The sequence below is a fragment of the Streptomyces sp. CT34 genome (assembly GCF_000805335.1).
Classification (GTDB): domain Bacteria; phylum Actinomycetota; class Actinomycetes; order Streptomycetales; family Streptomycetaceae; genus Streptomyces.
Genome location: NZ_KN708638.1, coordinates 157,832 through 174,253, shown reverse-complemented (window position 1 = coordinate 174,253; position 16,422 = coordinate 157,832). Strand labels below are relative to the sequence as shown.

The 16,422-nt window shown below is 68.0% G+C and carries 20 protein-coding genes and 2 pseudogenes; 10 read left to right on the top strand and 12 right to left on the bottom strand.

Going from position 1 to position 16,422, the window contains the following annotated elements; genetic code table 11:
- Positions 1-117 precede the first annotated feature (117 nt).
- From RZ84_RS37745 to RZ84_RS00870, 3 genes and pseudogenes are all read left to right on the top strand, one after another.
- Positions 118-240: pseudogene (locus RZ84_RS37745) on the top strand (IS256 family transposase); the annotation flags it as partial.
- A 175-nt stretch (positions 241-415) separates the two neighbouring features.
- Positions 416-961, top strand: coding sequence for a hypothetical protein (locus RZ84_RS00875; protein WP_043262708.1), 546 nt, complete (start codon positions 416-418; stop codon positions 959-961).
- Positions 962-1,242: 281 nt separating this feature from the next.
- On the top strand, positions 1,243-2,457 hold the full coding sequence (locus RZ84_RS00870) for a metal-dependent hydrolase family protein (protein ID WP_052229652.1): 1,215 nt from the start codon (positions 1,243-1,245) through the stop codon (positions 2,455-2,457).
- A gap of 147 nt (positions 2,458-2,604) precedes the next feature.
- Here the strand turns inward: RZ84_RS00870 and RZ84_RS39480 are convergent, their stop codons facing one another.
- Together RZ84_RS39480 and RZ84_RS40315 are read right to left on the bottom strand one after the other, a co-directional pair.
- Entirely contained in the window at positions 2,605-2,934 is a 330-nt protein-coding gene (locus tag RZ84_RS39480; RefSeq protein WP_063772643.1) for a hypothetical protein, read from the bottom strand.
- Between the two features lie 244 nt (positions 2,935-3,178).
- A complete protein-coding gene (locus RZ84_RS40315; protein WP_241777994.1) occupies positions 3,179-3,253 on the bottom strand; it encodes a hypothetical protein in 75 nt (24 codons plus the stop codon).
- A gap of 171 nt (positions 3,254-3,424) precedes the next feature.
- Here RZ84_RS40315 and RZ84_RS00860 point away from each other — a divergent pair, with 171 nt between their 5' ends.
- Positions 3,425-3,739, top strand: a complete 315-nt coding sequence (locus tag RZ84_RS00860; protein ID WP_043262707.1) for a DUF6980 family protein — start codon at positions 3,425-3,427, stop codon at positions 3,737-3,739.
- 167 nt (positions 3,740-3,906) lie between these two features.
- Here the strand turns inward: RZ84_RS00860 and RZ84_RS00855 are convergent, their stop codons facing one another.
- Positions 3,907-4,842, bottom strand: coding sequence for a LysR family transcriptional regulator (locus RZ84_RS00855; protein WP_043262706.1), 936 nt, complete (start codon positions 4,840-4,842; stop codon positions 3,907-3,909).
- An 81-nt stretch (positions 4,843-4,923) separates the two neighbouring features.
- On the opposite strand from RZ84_RS00855, the gene RZ84_RS00850 reads away from it, so the two are divergent.
- Both RZ84_RS00850 and RZ84_RS38655 read left to right on the top strand, forming a co-directional pair.
- Entirely contained in the window at positions 4,924-5,571 is a 648-nt protein-coding gene (locus RZ84_RS00850) for a LysE family transporter (protein ID WP_043262705.1), read from the top strand.
- A 181-nt stretch (positions 5,572-5,752) separates the two neighbouring features.
- On the top strand, positions 5,753-6,016 hold the full coding sequence (locus RZ84_RS38655; protein WP_157878724.1) for a hypothetical protein: 264 nt from the start codon (positions 5,753-5,755) through the stop codon (positions 6,014-6,016).
- A 409-nt stretch (positions 6,017-6,425) separates the two neighbouring features.
- Here the strand turns inward: RZ84_RS38655 and RZ84_RS35845 are convergent, their stop codons facing one another.
- Positions 6,426-6,563 carry a DDE-type integrase/transposase/recombinase gene (locus tag RZ84_RS35845; RefSeq protein ID WP_157878723.1) on the bottom strand — a complete coding sequence of 46 codons (138 nt, stop codon included), beginning with the start codon at positions 6,561-6,563 and terminating at the stop codon, positions 6,426-6,428.
- Positions 6,564-6,723: 160 nt separating this feature from the next.
- Here RZ84_RS35845 and RZ84_RS00845 point away from each other — a divergent pair, with 160 nt between their 5' ends.
- Together RZ84_RS00845 and wrbA are read left to right on the top strand one after the other, a co-directional pair.
- Positions 6,724-7,176 (top strand): hypothetical protein, encoded by a 453-nt coding sequence (locus RZ84_RS00845; RefSeq protein WP_157878722.1) that lies wholly within the window; start codon positions 6,724-6,726, stop codon positions 7,174-7,176.
- A gap of 495 nt (positions 7,177-7,671) precedes the next feature.
- On the top strand, positions 7,672-8,289 hold the full coding sequence (gene wrbA / locus RZ84_RS00840) for an NAD(P)H:quinone oxidoreductase (protein WP_043262703.1): 618 nt from the start codon (positions 7,672-7,674) through the stop codon (positions 8,287-8,289).
- Positions 8,290-8,781: 492 nt separating this feature from the next.
- Here wrbA and RZ84_RS35840 read toward each other — a convergent pair whose 3' ends face one another.
- Both RZ84_RS35840 and RZ84_RS00830 read right to left on the bottom strand, forming a co-directional pair.
- Entirely contained in the window at positions 8,782-9,201 is a 420-nt protein-coding gene (locus tag RZ84_RS35840) for a nuclear transport factor 2 family protein (protein WP_241777484.1), read from the bottom strand.
- Between the two features lie 272 nt (positions 9,202-9,473).
- Positions 9,474-10,100, bottom strand: a complete 627-nt coding sequence (locus RZ84_RS00830; protein ID WP_043262702.1) for an isochorismatase family protein — start codon at positions 10,098-10,100, stop codon at positions 9,474-9,476.
- 927 nt (positions 10,101-11,027) lie between these two features.
- Between RZ84_RS00830 and RZ84_RS00825 the strand changes: the two genes are divergently transcribed.
- A complete protein-coding gene (locus tag RZ84_RS00825) occupies positions 11,028-11,288 on the top strand; it encodes a hypothetical protein (protein ID WP_043262701.1) in 261 nt (86 codons plus the stop codon).
- Positions 11,289-11,350: 62 nt separating this feature from the next.
- On the opposite strand, the gene RZ84_RS00820 is transcribed toward RZ84_RS00825, so the two are convergent.
- Positions 11,351-11,725: a DoxX family protein gene (locus RZ84_RS00820; protein WP_043268707.1), complete on the bottom strand. Its 375-nt coding sequence runs from the start codon at positions 11,723-11,725 to the stop codon at positions 11,351-11,353.
- Positions 11,726-11,842: 117 nt separating this feature from the next.
- Here RZ84_RS00820 and RZ84_RS00815 point away from each other — a divergent pair, with 117 nt between their 5' ends.
- Positions 11,843-12,340 carry a MarR family winged helix-turn-helix transcriptional regulator gene (locus tag RZ84_RS00815; protein WP_043262700.1) on the top strand — a complete coding sequence of 166 codons (498 nt, stop codon included), beginning with the start codon at positions 11,843-11,845 and terminating at the stop codon, positions 12,338-12,340.
- Between the two features lie 178 nt (positions 12,341-12,518).
- On the opposite strand, the gene RZ84_RS00810 is transcribed toward RZ84_RS00815, so the two are convergent.
- The 5 genes and pseudogenes from RZ84_RS00810 to RZ84_RS35830 all read right to left on the bottom strand — a co-directional run.
- Positions 12,519-12,785 carry a hypothetical protein gene (locus RZ84_RS00810; RefSeq protein WP_157878721.1) on the bottom strand — a complete coding sequence of 89 codons (267 nt, stop codon included), beginning with the start codon at positions 12,783-12,785 and terminating at the stop codon, positions 12,519-12,521.
- 63 nt (positions 12,786-12,848) lie between these two features.
- Positions 12,849-13,244 carry an IS110 family transposase gene (locus RZ84_RS39475; protein ID WP_052229651.1) on the bottom strand — a complete coding sequence of 132 codons (396 nt, stop codon included), beginning with the start codon at positions 13,242-13,244 and terminating at the stop codon, positions 12,849-12,851.
- Between the two features lie 101 nt (positions 13,245-13,345).
- Positions 13,346-13,575, bottom strand: a pseudogene (locus RZ84_RS39470) (ATP-binding cassette domain-containing protein); the annotation flags it as partial.
- A complete protein-coding gene (locus RZ84_RS00800) occupies positions 13,575-13,796 on the bottom strand; it encodes an MbtH family protein (RefSeq protein ID WP_043262698.1) in 222 nt (73 codons plus the stop codon). The pseudogene RZ84_RS39470 and the gene RZ84_RS00800, both read right to left, overlap by 1 nt.
- A 3-nt stretch (positions 13,797-13,799) precedes the next feature.
- On the bottom strand, positions 13,800-16,422 hold a 2,623-nt coding region (locus RZ84_RS35830), incomplete at its 5' end, for an amino acid adenylation domain-containing protein (protein ID WP_198539922.1).

The window sequence follows — 16,422 nt, the reverse complement described above, 5'->3', positions numbered from 1 at the left end:
GCACGGGTGAGGAACATGAGCAGGTCTGCCGGTGCGGCCGTTTCCCGCTCCACTCGCATCGCGAACCGTTTTCCCCGCCGCCCCGGCCGCTTCGAATGTGCCGGTAACAGCCACTCCGTCGAGTCCGTCCAGCAGCGGTGGCGGGCCGTGCACGCACCTCATCTCGTCGCCCTCGTCCGCGCCGGAGCCCGCTTCGAACACGGTCAACTCGTCGAGCGACCCGAGCTCAGCGCGGCCTGAGCCACTCAACTGATCTATAAGCCAACGCAGTAACTGCCCTGAAGCGCGACGCCGGGCTGGCGCCCCGGACCGCTACGGTGCGCCCTCTCTCGGTGCCGTCGAGGTCTGGCCAGATGGCCGAAACGGCTCGCTAATGGGCTCTGTCCGCAATACCCAACGAGCCCAGGGAGGCTCCGTGTTCACCAGCATACGTTGCCGGACCGCCTGCACCGCCGCAGCCCTCACCCTCGCGGGCAGCGGACTCCTCGTCCCTGCCGAGGCACACGCCACCGGGCTCGACCTGTCGTGCAGCGGCTCGCAGACCGCCACCTACAAACCACCGCTGACCAACACTACCCAGTCGACCAAGGTGCAGATCACCGAGACTTACACCTCCTGCCTGCCCAACCCCGCCGGAATCGCCTCCGGCAAGGGCTCCTTCTCCATCACGGAGAACGCGTCCTGCACCACCATCAACCAGCCGGGAAGCGTCACCGACGTGGTCACCTACGAGTGGAACAACGACAAGAAGTCGACCGTCACCTTCACCACGGTGGCGGTCGCGAGACTGGCCGACGGCAGCACCCAGGTCACCGCGACCGGCCAGGTCACCGACGGTTTCGGCAAGGGCGACAAGGCCACCCGCACGGTCACACTGCCCGAGCTGAACGCCACTGCGTGCAGCGGCGCGGGAGTGAAGAACCAGACGGGCCCGGCGACGCTGACCTTCGCATCGGCTTAGGCGCACCGCGCCCACCCGCCCAGTAGCCGCCGGTCCGTTCCGGGGCCGGCGGCTCGCGCTCCCTGAGCCACCTCAACTCGTCCACAGCTCTTGACAATGACTCCGGACGAGCTGAGCCGGGTGTCCAGGGGCTCATGGGCCAACGGTGCCTTTGCCTCCTCCTGAGCGGACCTGTCCGTGGGCTGTCCCGTGACCTAGTGTCGGTCTGCCACCCCATCGGCAAGATCGCGAACTGCGGCTGGGGTATGAGCAGTTACTGAGTGGTGAGGAGACACAGCCGGGTGATTGTCAGCGGCGATCAACAACACATACAGGGCCAGCGGATCTGGGCGGTCCGCGCGGCGCGGCTGTTCGACGGGTACGCATTGCGAGCGGGGCGCCCGCTGGTGCTCATCGAGGGTTCGCGCATTGCCGGTGTCGATATGACGGGAACAGTTCCCTCCGCGGATCTGCGCGTTCTGGATCTCGGCGACGTCACGCTGTTGCCCGGGCTCATCGACTCCCACGTGCACCTCGCCTTCGACCCCGACGACAGGTCGAAGCAGGCGATGGCGGATGAAAGTGACCACATCACCCTGACGCGCATGGGCTTCCACGCGGGGCAGCAACTGCGGGCGGGCGTCACGACCGTACGGGACCTCGGCGATCGTCGCTTTCTTGCCCTGTCGATCCGTGACCGCTACACGGCAGGCATGGAGATGGGCCCGGAGGTTGTTGCCGCCGGGCCTCCCATCACGCGAACTGGCGGACACTGCTGGTTCTTGGGAGGCGAAGCCGACGGCATCGCGGCTGTGGAGGCCGCGGTCGGGGAGCGCGTCGCTCGCGGCGTCGACGTGGTCAAGGTCATGGCGACCGGTGGTGTGACCACGCCTGGATGGGGGCCGCATCAGTCGCAGTACACACGCGACGAACTGGCCGCGGTGACCCGGGCCGCCCATGCGCACGGCAGGCCGGTCACCGCACATGCACACGGCCGGCAGGGGATGGCTGATGCCGTCGCAGCCGGCGTCGACGGCCTGGAGCACGCCTCCTTCTTCACCGAGGACGGTGTCGAACCCGACTGGAAGACCGTCGGGGCCGTGGTGGAGGCAGGCATCTTCATCGGCGCCACCGAAGCATGGCTGCCGACAGGCTCGATGGTCGCACCGCACATGGCCGAGCGTGTCGAGCAGCGCAGCGCGAATTTCGCACGGATGCACCGCGAAGGAGCGCGGCTGGTGTGCTGCTCCGATGCCGGTGCCGGTCCCCGTAAGCCCCACGGCGTGCTCCCGTACGGGATCATCCACTTCGGCTCTCTCGGCCTCACCAACACCGAAGCCTTGGCTTCGGCCACCTCCGTTGCCGCGCAGGCATGCGGGCTGGCCGATCGCAAAGGAAGGATCGCCGTCGGCTACGACGCCGACCTCATCGCGGTAGCCGGTAATCCGCTGCAGCATCTGGAGACTCTGCTCGACATCCGAGCCGTGATGCGAGCTGGAAGGATGTTCAAGGGCTGATCCCGCTCACCTGCAACGAGATCAAGCGCCTGTTCACCGCCCTGCTCGGTCGACCCGTCCACGACCTTGCGCACCGACGACACTGGTCTATCTGGCGCCGACGCCACCAAGCCCGGGCCCGCCGCAGCCGAGAAGGCGCACCAAGCCTCAGTTAGCTTCGTCGCCGCCGACCCTGCTCGGGTCTTGGTCTACGGGGCATGAGCGGGGCTGTCGTTTGTGCGCGCTTCGTGTCGGTCGACTGAGGCCCTGCCACTTCCTTCCGACTGGACACCGCAGCCGCGCGATCACCGACAAGGTCAGTTCCCGCTTCTCGTTGACGGTGAGCCAGCCCTTCTCAAGGAGCGATTGCAGCAGCGGGCGGACCTCGTCGCCCAGCTCGTCCGCCAAGTCGTCGTTGGTGGGGGATCGGCCGGAGCGGAGGAGGGCGGCCAGATGAAAGACGAGCGCTTCCTCCTCCGCAGTCAGGTTGAGGTCCATGGTGGGAAGGGATGCGAGCTACCTCTCCGCAGCATGCCGACGGCTCCCCTCGACCCGTGCTGGGTTTTGCGCGCAACGGCGCTGTGCGGCGGCGCCCCGGCGGCGTGCCGGCGGGCGCGGTCCACGGCCACCGACTCGTTCCAAGTGGTCAGGCTCTTCGCGTCCGCGTCGGCCTGCAGTTGGATAGGAGCCCCTTCCATGTGCCGTTGCGCTGCCAGCGGCGGAGCAGGCAGCACACCCGGCCTCACGGGCCGTACCGCTCGGGCACATCCCGCCACCACGGAACGCCAGTCCGGGTGCGGAACGGTATGCCGTCGATCAGCTGCCGCCTGGACCAGGTCGGCGGCCGTCCGGTTTCCTTCCCTCTTGGGTAGCAGGGGCTCGAACCGGGCCCACTGCGTGTCCGTCATATCTCCAGGTGCCACCCGGTGATCATCACAGTCCGTGATCTACTTGTGGGCGTAGTACCGACCAGCAAGAAGCCGAGGCCATGAACAACCACTGCTGCCAGGCGATGAGCAGCCGCGTGAACGTGCGCTGTGACCAGCACGACGACCCCTTCGCCTGCCCGGACGCGCTGATCAAATTCAGCGCCGGGTTTCAGGAGTACGGGCTGATCATCCATGACGGCGGCACATCGAGCATCACGATCGACTTCTATCCCTGGTGCGGACGACGCCTGCCCGAGTCGCAGCGGGACCGGTGGTTTGACGAACTGGAACGCCGCGGCATCGATCCGTGGGAGGACGACGTCCCCGCCGAGTTCCAGGATGACCGCTGGCTCACCACACTGCCTCAGGACTAACGAAGCGATAGTCCCTCAAGCCACTTCCGATACGCGCCCTGGCAAGGCTGGTGTTGCTGTTGGGCGGTGTTGGTCCGAGTTCTGGTTGTCGCGGCGGGCGCAAGCACCATCCCCGCGGCCACCGAACGCGCCACCCCACCACGCCACCGTCGGACGCCAAACCCTGGTTAACACAAGCTGATGCCCACCCGCCGCTCCTCATCAACGGCGGCAGCCGCGCGCAGTGCCGCCAGCCCGCGGGCGATCAGGGGGTGTTCTTCGCTGCCGCGCCGCACACAGGCGACCAAGCGCCGTACCGGCGCAGGGGCACCGCGCAGGGGCACCCGTACCAGCTTCGGCTCTCGCGGAACCGCCGCGAGGCGCGGCACCAGCGCTATCCCGAAGCCGTGTGCGACCAGAGCGGCCACCGCACACCAGTCCACCGCAGCATGCGCCGTCCGAGGTGTGAACCCGGCGGTCGCGCCCGCCGTCGTCAGTAGTTGCTCTTGATCGTGCGGGTCCCCGGCCCTGACCCAAGTCTCGTCGGCGGCTTCCGCCAGGTCGATGCCGTCCGTGCGTGCCGCGAAGCGGTGCCTGGGTGGCACCAGCACATCGAGGGGTTCCTCCAGTAGCGACAGTTGAGTAAAGCGCGCATCGCCCTGTGCCGGGCCGTCAGGTGCCGGGATGACCACCGCGATGTCCGCGCGCTCCGTCAGCAGTAGGTCGTACCGGTTCTCGGCGTGGTCCTCGCCGACCTCCACTCTCATCTGCGGATGCTCGTCGAGTAGGCGCCGGGCGGCGGGCGCTATCACTGCTGTGATGGCCGTGGCCACACCCGTGATCCGCAGTCGGCCTGCCTCCTCCTTCCGGTAGGCCGCCAGCTCTGCGCTCGCCTGTTCCCAGCGTGCGAACAGTGCGTCGGCGTGCCGGATCAGGGCCAGTGCGGCAGGCGTGAGCCGGACGCGCCGCCCGTCCGGTTCCAGTAACTCGACGCCCACCTGGGCCGCGAGTTGCCTCAGCTGCTGGGACACAGTGGATGGGGTGAGGTGCAGAACGCGGGCGGTCGCGGTGACCGTGCCTTGCTCGTACAGGACCCGCAGAGTCTGAAGCCGGGGATCGATCATGCAACCATTCGGCGTGACCGCATGGTTGTGAGCGAAAACATTCGATGGACGCGAACGATCACGGCCTCGGAGACTGCCTGCATGGCCCTCTCCGAACTCGTCACCGATGCCCTTCTGTCGGGCCTATGGGCCGGTTACGCCCTCGCCGTGCCCGTGGGCGCACTGGCTGTCCTCCTCGTGAGTGTGACCGCGCGGACCTCGCTGAGAGTGGGCGCCTCGGCGGCGCTCGGCGTGGCCACCGCCGACGGCCTCTATGCGGCGCTCGCCGTGCTCGGCGGTGCCGCCCTCTCACGGGCCGTCCAGTCCGTCACAGCTCCGCTGCGCTGGATCGCCTGCGCGATCCTGCTGGGCCTGGCGGTCCGGGGAGCACTGACGGCGATACGTGAACGGGACATCGCCCGGGACCCAGCAGCCCCGTCCTCCGCCCTGGGCCGCCCGGGAGGTGCCTATCTCGGCTTCATGTGCCTGACTCTCCTCAACCCTTGGACCATCGTCTACTTCTCGGCCCTCGTGCTGGCCGGGCACACCGGTGGTGATGCCGACGGGTCGGCCCGTGCCGCATTCGTCGCGGCAGTGATCACCGCCTCCGCAAGCTGGCAGCTGCTCCTGGCCACGGGTGGAGCACTCCTGGGCAGGGCGCTTACCGGCCCACGGGGACGGCTTATCACCGCGTTGGTGTCGAGCGCGGTGACCGGGGCGCTCGCGGTGAGCCTGGTGGCCAGGCCGTGAGCGCCCGCGCATCCTCCGCAGCCCGCGCCCGGTTCGACAACCAGGAACCCCAACTGACACCGCCGGCAAGCAGCACAATCCCCGCGGGCGCGCCCGTCACCAGCGCCACCACTCCCAACACGCCAGCCGCCACCGGCAGAAGCCACTGCACCGCATGCGAGGTCGCGCTGGTGGGGCAGCTGTGGGACCGACTGGAGCCGGGAATGCTGGTGTTGGCCGACCGGAACCTCCCTGCCTTCCGCCCTGGCGCGCCGCCAGGACCAGCGGAGCCGACCTCCTGTGGCGGGTCAAGAGCAACGCGGTCCTGCCGCTGTGCCGCCAGCTGGAGGACGGCTCCTACCTGTCGCAGACCTTCGCCGCTGAGGACTACTACCAGTGCCACGACCCCGAGCACGTCCGCGCCATCGAGTACACCCTGGAAGGCAGCACGGGGTCTACCGGCTGATCACCACCATCCTCGATCCCGATCAAGTACCCGCACGCGAACTCGCCGTGCTCTACCAGGAGCGATGGGAGAGCGAAATCCTTGCTGGATGAACTGAAAGTTCATCAAAACGGTGTGGGTTCCCTCCTGCGGTCCAAGATGCCGGAGGGCGTGGCCCAAGAGCTCCACGGCATGCTCTTGGTGCATCACGCCCTCCGACGGTTCGCCCACCAGGCAGCGCGATCACGGCAACTGGATCCGGACCGGATCTCCTTCACCCGCAGCCTGCACGTCGCCCGCCGCCAAGTCCCCGCCCAGGCGGGCTTTTCCCCGCCCTCCCTTCCGCCGCTCCGGTGTTCAACTCGCGGCGGGCGGTGCCGTGACTTGCCAGCTTGTCGGTGACCAGCGTCCATGAATCGCCGGGCGGTCTTCACATCGCGCCGGGCAGCAGCAGGATGTCGAGCACGTCGCCGTCCTGGTCGAGGGCCCGCCATAGGCACGCGCGCTCGCCGTTGACCTTCACGAACACCGCGTCGAGATGCCATTTCTTCCGGCCTGTGGTCGGCACCACCGCAGTGTCGCGCACCTATTCCCGGCTGCTTTGTGACGTTTCCCACCAGCTAGTTTATTGTTCAACCAACTCGGGATGTGTAGCTTCAACAACGTCGAAAACATCGGCAGGACCACCAAGCCACCGGAAGGTGGAACAGTTAAAAGGAGGAAAGACAGTGAACAAGCTTGTGCGTCGTATCGCGATCGCAAGTGCTTCCGTGGCGGTCGCGGGAGGGGCGCTCCTTGCCCCCAGTTCCGCGATGGCGGCCACCCCTTCGGCCAATGGGCACGCTCCCGCCCGGGGCACTCTGGTCGAGTCCGCGACGGCCGCCAGCTTCCACGGCGGGCGCTACGACCATGGCGAGAATTGGCAGGAATCGTCGATCGGTATCCGCTATCACGACGGATACGGCAACCGGTCCCACATCTACGGCCACAGCGGCGAGCACCACCACCGCTTCGACGGCCGGGGCGAGGGCCGTCGGTCGATGTTCGGGGGACGTCCGGTGACGATCGACTCCTGGGCCGAGGGGCAGCTGACGCCGCCCGCGCATCACGGTGACCTCGGTCATCACTGGGTCGACCCCTGGGCCGGGGAGCTGCCGCCACTGTCCGCGCATCACCGGTGACCTCGGTCATCGCCACTTCGAGAGCGACTGGCGTAGCGGCATTCATGAGCACTTCGTTCACTCCTGCGAGCATTCCCGCTACTGAGTCTTAAGGGCAGCCCCCTTCGGGTGTCGGTCCTGCCTCCACGGGCAGGACCGACACTTACACACTTCGGAAGGCGAAGCCGGTCTCATGGGGCCGTCATATCTGCCAGCTCCCCCTGGGGAATTGATGCCGGTGAACAAAATAGATCGTGTTCTCGCCCGGTATTTCCGGCCTCAGAGTCTTCCGACCATCCCTGGCAGTTCGACCACCAGGATATTGGGCTCGAGCACGCCTCTCCTTGCGGCGGCAATGTCACCCCTGAAGCAACCGATCACCCTTCATCTGCCCCGAAGGTGCCTCTGCCATCGCCGCAGATAGGGATACCCATACGAGAAACCTAGAGAAGATTTCGCATGCGAATTTTTGGCCGCAATCACACCACAGGCGCCAAGGAAACGGAGACCGAAACCATGCACACTCCCGTCAAGCTTGCCATCATCTACTACTCTTCGACCGGTTTCAGTGCCGAGATCGCCAAGGAAATCTCCGGCGCCGCCGCGTCGGCCGGCGCCGACGTGCGCCTGCTCAAGGTGGCCGAACTCGCGCCGGAGGCCGCCATCGCCTCCAACGAAGCCTGGGCCACGCACGCCGCCGCCAGCGCTGGCATTCCAGAGGCGACGCCCGCCGACGTCGAGTGGGCCGACGCGGTGATCTTCGGCACCCCCACCCGCTTCGGGAACGTCTCCTCCCAACTGAAGCAGTTCATCGACACCCTCGGCGGTCTGTGGACCCAGGGCAAGTTGGCCAACAAGGTCTACAGCGGATTCGTCACCACGGCCACCACGCATGGCGGCCAGGAGTCCACACTGCTGGCGCTGTACAACTCCATCCACCACTTCGGCGGCCTGATCGCCTCTCCCGGCTACACCGACGCAGTGAAGTTCGCCGACGGCAACCCGTACGGCACGTCCCATGTCGATGCCCAGGGCAACAACGCCATCGGCGAGCAGACCCGCAACGCTGCCCGCCACCAGGCCAAGCGCGTAGTCGAGATCGCCTCCGCGATCACAAGCGGCCTCGCCGCCTAATGGGACTTGCCGGGTCGGAGAGACCCGGTGCTGTGGCCGCCAGCAGGTGAGCACCTTCGACGCCGGAAGTAGTCGACTTCTGAGAAGCCATCGGCTCACCGCTCGATGGGCTTGACTAGTCGAACGGGTTCCCCTTCGTGTGATCTGGTGGCGATCGGGGCATGACAGCAGGGCCTCTTGGTGGCTCGGGGTTGCGATCCGAACCGAGCAGCACCAAGAGGCCCTGTTGTCACAGATCTTTCGTGCTGGCATGTGTGGAGTCCAACTCGCCGTCCCCGTCGTGTGACTGTCTCGCGCACAGGTTCGGCAACGCGGCGGACGGGCCCGACCGCGTGCGGTGTTACGGCTCGGACCTGACGGAGGCGGAGTGGCAGGTCATCCGGCCGTCGCTGTCGGTGCCGGCGTGGCTTCAGGGGCGGGGCGGGCGGCCGGAGGGCTACTGCCACCGCGTGCGTTGGAACTTGAAGGTCTTGCCGGCGTATATGAGCTCGCTCATGTGCCCTGCTCTGTCGGTTGGTTCGTTGCCGCGCGTGTAGGGGAATGGTCAGAACGCGCCGTTATTGTACGGAAGTTCGGTGGGGATGGGAGCGATGACGTCCCAGTGCTCGACGACCTTGCCGTCGCGACACGGAAGAGGCCCCAGTAGGCGACCGGGACACCGCACTTGGCCTCGGACCGGAGCAGGACGAAATCACCCTCGGCGACAACCCTGTGCACGGTCGTGTAGAGGAGGTTCTTGCCTGCTCGGCCCGCTTGTCCCCGGCCCGCCAGGTCACGCAGCGGCTCGGGGCCCTCGGTGACCAGCGTGCTGTGCTGTCGGTAGTCGGCGGTGACCCAGCGGTCCACCGCGGAGGGGTCCTTCTGTCCGAACAGTTCGCCGACAGCCTGCAGGGCCAGTTCCTTGTTGCTCATGACGTGTCTGATTCGTTCCGTATGCGGTGTCGAAGAGTGCCCGCCGAGCACGAATTCCAGACTCACCCCACAGCTCTGGGCCTGGATGACCGGCAGACTGGTGTTTCCTGCAGGCGTGCTGAGCCACCGCACTGACTTCCACCAGGTCGTCCTGGTCGCTGCCCGGGCCGCGCTCTGACCATGGTCGACCTGATCAGTGCAGTTGCTCCAACAACAGGATCCACGGCGGCATAGATCGTGGCTGTCCGCTCGGCTGGTCTCGATTGCCGGTCTTACGCGCCGGCGCGGATTTCCTGAAGACGGGGGAAGTACCATCGAAGAATGCTGCGCAGGTTGTCAGCACCAGCCCGGCCCCAGTCGCGCTGCAGCTCTGCGACCATCGAGATCGCAGTGACGGGTTGGGCCCCCGCCTGGATCATCCGCTGCATCGCCCGCTCATGCGCGTCGCGGCTGACGCCGCCGATGGCGTCGGCGACCGGATAGACGTCGTATCCCGTGCGGAGCATGTCGAGGGCGGGGAAGGCGACGCAGACCTCGGTCCATAGCCCCATCATGATGATCTTCTTGCGGCCCGTTGCTTCGACGGCGGAGCGAAACTCCGGGTCTTCCCAGGCGTTCAATGTCGTCCGGTCGATCTCATCGATCGTCGGCAGTGTGTCGCGGAGTTCCTGGATGGTGCCGGTGTTGGCGCCGAGCTTGACTGCTGCGGTGGTCAGGACCAGGGGGAGCTGATATGCCGTGGCAGTGCGGGCGACGGCTGTCGCGTTGAGCATCATTTCGTCGCGACCGGTAGAAGCGACCGTGCCGATCTGCTCGGGCTGGTAGTCGATCACGACGACCGCTGCGTTGTCCGGGGTCAGCAAGTGGTCATCGCTGCGGATAGGTGTCTCGCCTGCCATGTCGCCCCTCGTGAGCTCCGTGTACGGTGCGTCACGCGTCTCCTCTGCGCGCGCATTTCTCGTGACATTTACCGCGACTACAAGGTGCGCAAACAGGACATTTAAACGTCCTGCTGATCACTGTCGGCCGCGCCCACGGCACCTCTTTCCCCGCCGAACGCAGATCGCGCAGTGCGCTGATGCGCGAGGCGAGGACGAGCACGTCCATGCCGATCCCGTCGGCACGCTCCAGGCGCCCTCCGTACCAGTCACTGGAGCCGTACGCCCACCCCAGACACCGTCTCGGGTGTGATGTACGAAATCGGCGCATGCCGACGCAGGTCACCTGTGGCTCCCGTCCCTTGAGTGATCGGCGTGGGGCAGTCCTCGGTCCGCTGTGTGACGGGTGCGCTCGTGCTGTCGCCGAGGACCTCGGACCAGCGGCGCTCTAGGCAGAGGTGGAGCGTGTCCGCTTCGACGGCGCCACGTACCCCGTGCCCTCATGCGCGCCACTACCACCTTCACCGCCGTCCTCATATGAATCCCCGTCCCGCCTTCCGTTCCCGCAGCTCAGGCAGCTTCGGCGGTCGGGAGAGTGACTTGGTAACCGAGTTGGTTGAGCCCGCTCACCAGCCGTCGGGACTGCCTGGCGCGTCCGGTGCGTTGTCCCGCTCCGGCGACAGGGCGTCCGGGCGGTGGCAGTGGACAGCCATTGTCCGATGGGCCGTCCTGTGGCCATTGAAGGGCGCTCGGCGCCACAGAGGGGATCCTCTACGTGGGCGACGACGCCCCACCCGGAGACGAGAGGGATCGAACCGCAGCGAACGCTCTCTACGAGCCGTCAGGATTCGTGGAAGCCGATCGGCTGTATTCCTATACTTTGTCAACTCCCCTGTAGCCAGGGAGGTCTGCGGTAAGCGCCCTGCGGGTGTGTGTTGGAGACCCGCCGTGCAGGACTACGTTGAGCACGACGAAGGCGGCCGGGAACTCAAGGCCATCGTCCAGCTCGTCGACACCTACGGCCCCGACCGGATCCTCTCCGCCGTGGGCCGCCTGTCCCCCGAAGGCAAGGCGAAGGTCACCGTCCCCACCGCGCACAAGGCCACGGGGCGCGTGGACTTCCGTACGCATCGGTCAGGGCTTCAACGTCCCCTCCGTCGACGAACGACGGCCTCCAGCGGATGCTCAGCCACAGCGCGGCCCGTGTGATCCACGTGGCGGTCTCGCGCACGCCACCAGCTCGATGGCAGCGGCCTGGAGCGGATCGATGACTATGACGGATACGGGCCAAACCGGCCCCAGGCGACCACGGCAGCCAGCGCGAGCAGCACCAGATTCACCACGACGAACTGAGCCTCCTTGCGCCGGCCGTGGGTGATCGCGGCACCCAGCATGAGTCCGACCAGGCCCAGCGCGGCCACGGGCGCCAGCGCCGGCGCAATTCCCAGGGCAGTCGGCAGGATAAGACCAACGGCGGCAACGACCTCCAGCGCGCCGATGGCCTTGATCGTGCCGGTCGGGAAATCGTCAGCCCAACCCATGCCGGAAGCAGCCAATTTCTCCTTCGGCTGGCCGATCTTCATCAACCCGGCACCGAGAAACGCGAACGCGAGCACACTCGCAATGACCCACAAGACGATGTTCATCGGGCTCCACACCCCTTCCATTACTTCAACATTTAAGTCAAAGCTAGCCGCCAACTACTTCAATCGCCAACTAAAAAGTCGAGTCGATCACTTCAACGATTGAGTTACACTGCTCGCATGGAGACGCCGCAGCAGCCCCGCTGGCTCACCGATGAGGAGATGCGGACCTGGCTCGCACTCGCCAGCTTGTTGCTCAAGCTGCCGACCGCCCTGGATGCCCAGTTGCACCGCGACGCCGGGGTCACCCACTTCGAGTACGGGGTCATGGCGAACCTGTCCGAGGCGCCAGAGCGCACCCTGCGGATGAGCGAGCTGGCGGCGCTCACCAATGGATCGCTCTCCCGCCTGTCCCAGGTGGTCGGCCGACTGGAGAAGAAGGGGTGCGTGCGCCGCACGCCCGACCCGAGTGATGGCCGCTACACCCTGGCCACACTCACCGATGCAGGCTGGGCCAAGATCGTCGAAACCGCCCCTGGGTATGTGGAGGAAGTGCGCAGGCTCGTGTTCGATCCGCTGACCAAAGCACAGACGCGGCAATTGCGTGACATCGGCCGCCGGATCGTCCGGTCCATCGACCCGGACAACAGGTGCCTGACAGATCCGCACTCGAGCTGACGGCGCGACGAACCCGGCTTCGATCCAGTTCAGCCAAGGGCCGCAGGTTGGCAGGAAGACCAGCTCGATATCGTTCTCGGCGGCCCGAGTTCGCACCTTGGCGTGCTTGTGCGGGGAGAAGTTGTCCAGCTCGAAGTTGCCCGCGTCCAGGGCGCAGAACACCTCGATGGACGCGAAGTCAGCTCACGGAGTTGGGCGGTGAGGTGATCAACAGTCTCCAGTAGCACGCGCAGCAGGCGGCCGTGATGGTCATCGAGATGCCCGGTCCATGCCTCGACCAGAGCGGACTTCTGCTTGACCAGGCTCCCTGGGCGAGGCCGGCCAGCGTCCGGGGATTGCGTTCGCCGGCGACGAGCGCGTCGAGCATGGCCCGGCTCGACAGTCCGAAGAGGTCCGAGACCACGCTGGAAAGCTTGATCTGCGCGTCCTGAAGGATCTTGTCCACCCGATGCTTGTGCCGGGTGCGTTCCTGGACGAACACGGTCCGGGTGCGGGTCAGGTCCCGCAGCTACCGGACGGGCTTCGGCGGGACGAACGGGGCCCGGACCATGCCGTGTTCGGCCGGCGTGGCCAGCCGGACTGCATCCAGTTTGTCGGACTCGGGTCGGCCAGGGACGTTCTTCATATACCGCGCGTTGACCGGCCGACACTCCAGTCCCCTCGTCTGCAAGAGGTAGAAGAAGGGCCGCCAGTAGGGACCTGTCGCTTCCATGACCACCCGCTGAACGCCCTGACAGGTCAGCTTGTCGCCGAGTTCCAGGATCGCGTTGGTGGCCGAGGTGACATTCCATACCTGCTGTACCCGCCGGCCCTCGGCCGGGGCGTGTTGGGCCGGCCAGCCGTCGGGTTGCGGCAGGCCGGGCGGTGTCGCGTTGCCGAAGATGTCGCGCAGGGCGGTCGCCACCGCTGTGTCGTGCGGCGCAGCCCGAGGTCGAGCACGCGCACGGCCCGCAGGTTCAGCTGGCTGACCGCGTCGGCCGGCGCGATCTGCCCGGAGTCGACGTGGACCCGGTCCGGGTGGGTCACCACGTCGTGCCCGGCGACGGTGACTGTGCCGGAGTCCGGGCGCAGCAGCGTGGTCAGGATGCGCACGGTCGTCGTCTTGCCGGCGCCGTTCGGGCCGAGCAGCGCGAACACGCCGCCGGCCGCATGTTCGGGGCGATCCCGCGCAGCGCCGGCTGGCCGGCGAAGGACTTGCGCAGGTCCCGGACGCGTACGGTCGGTTCGTCCCGCATCAGGCGGCGTCCTCCGCACGCCGGCTCCTCGGGGTGATGTCGGTCCAGACGCGTTCGACGTGGTCCAGGCACGCCCGGCGCTCGTCCGGACCGTAGGTGACCGTCCACCCGGGTGGAACGTCGATCCACGCCGGCCACAGCGAGTGCTGGTCCTCGTGGTTGACCAGCACGAAGTACTCGCCGTCGGCGGACTCGAAGGGGTTGGTGACGCGGTTGGCCATGGTTCAGCTCCTGGTTGTGGCTTGTGGCTTGCCGGATTGTTCGCCCTCGTCCTGTGCGGTGACGAGGTGCTTGGCGACGACCGGGCCGATCTGTTCGAGTGCGCCCGGCTTCAGCAGGTGGGCGTGGAGGAAGGGCACGGCGTGGTGCTCGATGGGACCGCGCAGGTAGCGGTCCCACCCGCGGGCCTGCGGCGTGGCGTGGTCGGCGTCGGAGCGCGCGGTGACGAACACGGTCTCGCCGTGGAACTCCCTTGGCGTGAACGTCGACATCAGCTCGGCCTGGGCGGCGAAGGCCCGCACCACCGCGTCGATGGACTCCTCGTCCAGGCTGCCCATCGGGTTGCCGGCCTCCTGGTGGAAACGCTTGACGTCGGCCCGGTCGGGCAACCAGTCGTCCGGCAGCTCGTGGCCCTCGCTGATCAGCATCGCGCGAAAGACCTGCGCCTCGCCGGCGGTGGCCAGGCCCTCCGCCGAGGCGTGCGGGTAGGAGTCCAGCAGCCCCAGGAACTCCACCCGCTCGCCGGACTCCTCCAGCTGCACGGCCATCTCGTGCGCGATGTTCCCGCCCAGCGACCAGCCCAGCAGGAAGTACGGTCCGTGCGGCTGGACCGAGCGGATCTGCGCGACGTAGTCGTGGGCGATCTCGGTGATGCCGGCCGGGGTGTAGTCCGGCTCGGTGAGCTTGCGCGACTGCAGGCCGTACAGCGGCCGGTCCGTCGGCAGGTACCGCAGCAGACCGGCGTAGCCCCAGGACAGCGCGCTGACCGGGTGCACGCAGAACAGCGGCGGCCGGCTTCCCGCGGACCGCAGCGGCAGCAACACGTCCAGCGAGCCGTCCTCCCCGCCGTCGTCCAGGTGCGCGGCCAGCCCGGCGACCGTGGGGTTCTCGAACAGCCGCCGGATCGGGACCCGGACGCCGAACGTGCTCGCGATCTCGGAGATGAGCCGGCCGGCCAGCAGCGAGTGCCCGCCGAGGTCGAAGAAGCTGTCATGGATACCGACCCGGTCCACCTCGAGCGCGTCGGCGAACAACGTGCACAGCACGTCCTCCCGGGGCGAGCGCGGCCCGGCGCCCGGTGCGGTGCCGCGGGCCTCGGCGTGCGGTTCGGGCAGCGCGCCGGTGTCCAGCTTGCCGTTGGGGGTCAGTGGGAACTCGTTCAGCACGGTCACCGTCCGCGGCACCATGTAGTCCGGCAACGCCTGGGACGCGTGCGCGCGGACCGCGGCCGGGTCCACGGTGGACCCCGGCTCGGCGAGGACGTAGGCGAGGATCCGATCCTCGGACACGATCACCGCCGCGGAAGCCACCTCCGGAGCCGACGACACCGCGGCGGAGACCTCTTCGAGCTCGACCCGGAACCCGCGGACCTTGACCTGGTCGTCGACCCGGCCGACGAACTCCAGCGTGCCGTCCCGGCGCATCCGCACCAGGTCGCCGGTGCGGTACATCCGGCTGCCGTCGGCGGCGAACGGGTCGGCGACGAAGCGCTCCGCGGTGAGCCCGCCGCGTCCGCGGTAGCCGCGGGCGAGGCCGTCACCGGCCAGGTACAGCTCGCCGGCGACGCCGGACGGGACCGGCTGCAGGCCCGCGTCGAGCACGTACGCCTGCCCGTTGCGGACCACCGAGCCGATGACCGGCGCCGGTTGGTCGCCCACCCGCGCGATCACCGAGTCGACGGTGGCCTCGGTCGGCCCGTAGAGGTTCCACGCCAGCGCGTCCGGGATGTCCGCGAGCGCGGTCCACAGCCGCTGGTCCACGGCCTCGCCGCCGAGCGCGATCGCGGCCGGGTAGTGCTGGTCGGGGTCCACCAGCCCCATCGCGACGAGCTGGTGCGCGTAGGACGGAGTGGTCTCGATCGAGTCGATCCGCTGGTCGCGCAGGTAGGCCAGCAGCTCCTCGGGGTTGCGGCGGACGTCGTCGGTGACCACGTGCAGTTCGTGCCCGTCCAGCAGCCACAGCACCGGGTCCCACGACGCGTCGAAGGACACGCCCGCGGTGTGCGCGACGCGCAGCACCTCGCGACCGGCGACCCGGCACGCCGACGCGAACAGCCCCTCGCGGTGGGCACGCAGCAGGTTCGTCAGCGAGGCGTGCTCCACCTCGACGCCCTTGGGGCGGCCGGTCGATCCCGAGGTGTAGAGCAGGTAAGCGGGGTCGGTCGGGGCGACCGCGGGGCGTTCCGCGGTGGACGGCGGGGTGCCCGCGAGCCCGTCGAGCCGTGCGGACTCCTCGTCCAGCAGCACCACCGGAACCGCACCGTCGGTGCGCGGCGCCACCGCCGCGGTGCTGACGACCAGCGCGGGCCGGGAGTCCTTTAGCAGGTACGCGATCCGCTCGGCCGGGTACTCGACGTCCACCGGCAGGTAGACCGCGCCGGCCTTGGCGGTGGCCAGCAGCACGGCGACGGTGTCGAGCGACCGCGGCAGCGCGACCGCGACCGGCCGGCCGGGCCGGGCGCCGTGGGCCAGCAGCAGCCGGGCCAGCCGGTTGGCGCGGGCGTCCAACTCGGCGAAGGTGAGCGCGTCCCCGCCGCACACCAGCGCCCGTGCGTCCGGTCGGTCCGCCGCCCGGCGCTCGAACTCGGCGGCGATCGTCGCGCCCGGTTCGTCGTGCCGTGGGCCGCGC

Coding starts and splice junctions, on each gene's coding strand:
- RZ84_RS39480 (WP_063772643.1), bottom strand. CDS start 2,934: ATGGACCTCAACCTGACTGCGGAGGAGGAAGCGCTCGTCTTTCATCTG.
- RZ84_RS00860 (WP_043262707.1), top strand. CDS start 3,425: ATGAACAACCACTGCTGCCAGGCGATGAGCAGCCGCGTGAACGTGCGC.
- RZ84_RS00855 (WP_043262706.1), bottom strand. CDS start 4,842: ATGATCGATCCCCGGCTTCAGACTCTGCGGGTCCTGTACGAGCAAGGC.
- RZ84_RS00850 (WP_043262705.1), top strand. CDS start 4,924: ATGGCCCTCTCCGAACTCGTCACCGATGCCCTTCTGTCGGGCCTATGG.
- wrbA (WP_043262703.1), top strand. CDS start 7,672: ATGCACACTCCCGTCAAGCTTGCCATCATCTACTACTCTTCGACCGGT.
- RZ84_RS35840 (WP_241777484.1), bottom strand. CDS start 9,201: ATGAGCAACAAGGAACTGGCCCTGCAGGCTGTCGGCGAACTGTTCGGA.
- RZ84_RS00830 (WP_043262702.1), bottom strand. CDS start 10,100: ATGGCAGGCGAGACACCTATCCGCAGCGATGACCACTTGCTGACCCCG.
- RZ84_RS00820 (WP_043268707.1), bottom strand. CDS start 11,725: ATGAACATCGTCTTGTGGGTCATTGCGAGTGTGCTCGCGTTCGCGTTT.
- RZ84_RS00815 (WP_043262700.1), top strand. CDS start 11,843: ATGGAGACGCCGCAGCAGCCCCGCTGGCTCACCGATGAGGAGATGCGG.
- RZ84_RS00800 (WP_043262698.1), bottom strand. CDS start 13,796: ATGGCCAACCGCGTCACCAACCCCTTCGAGTCCGCCGACGGCGAGTAC.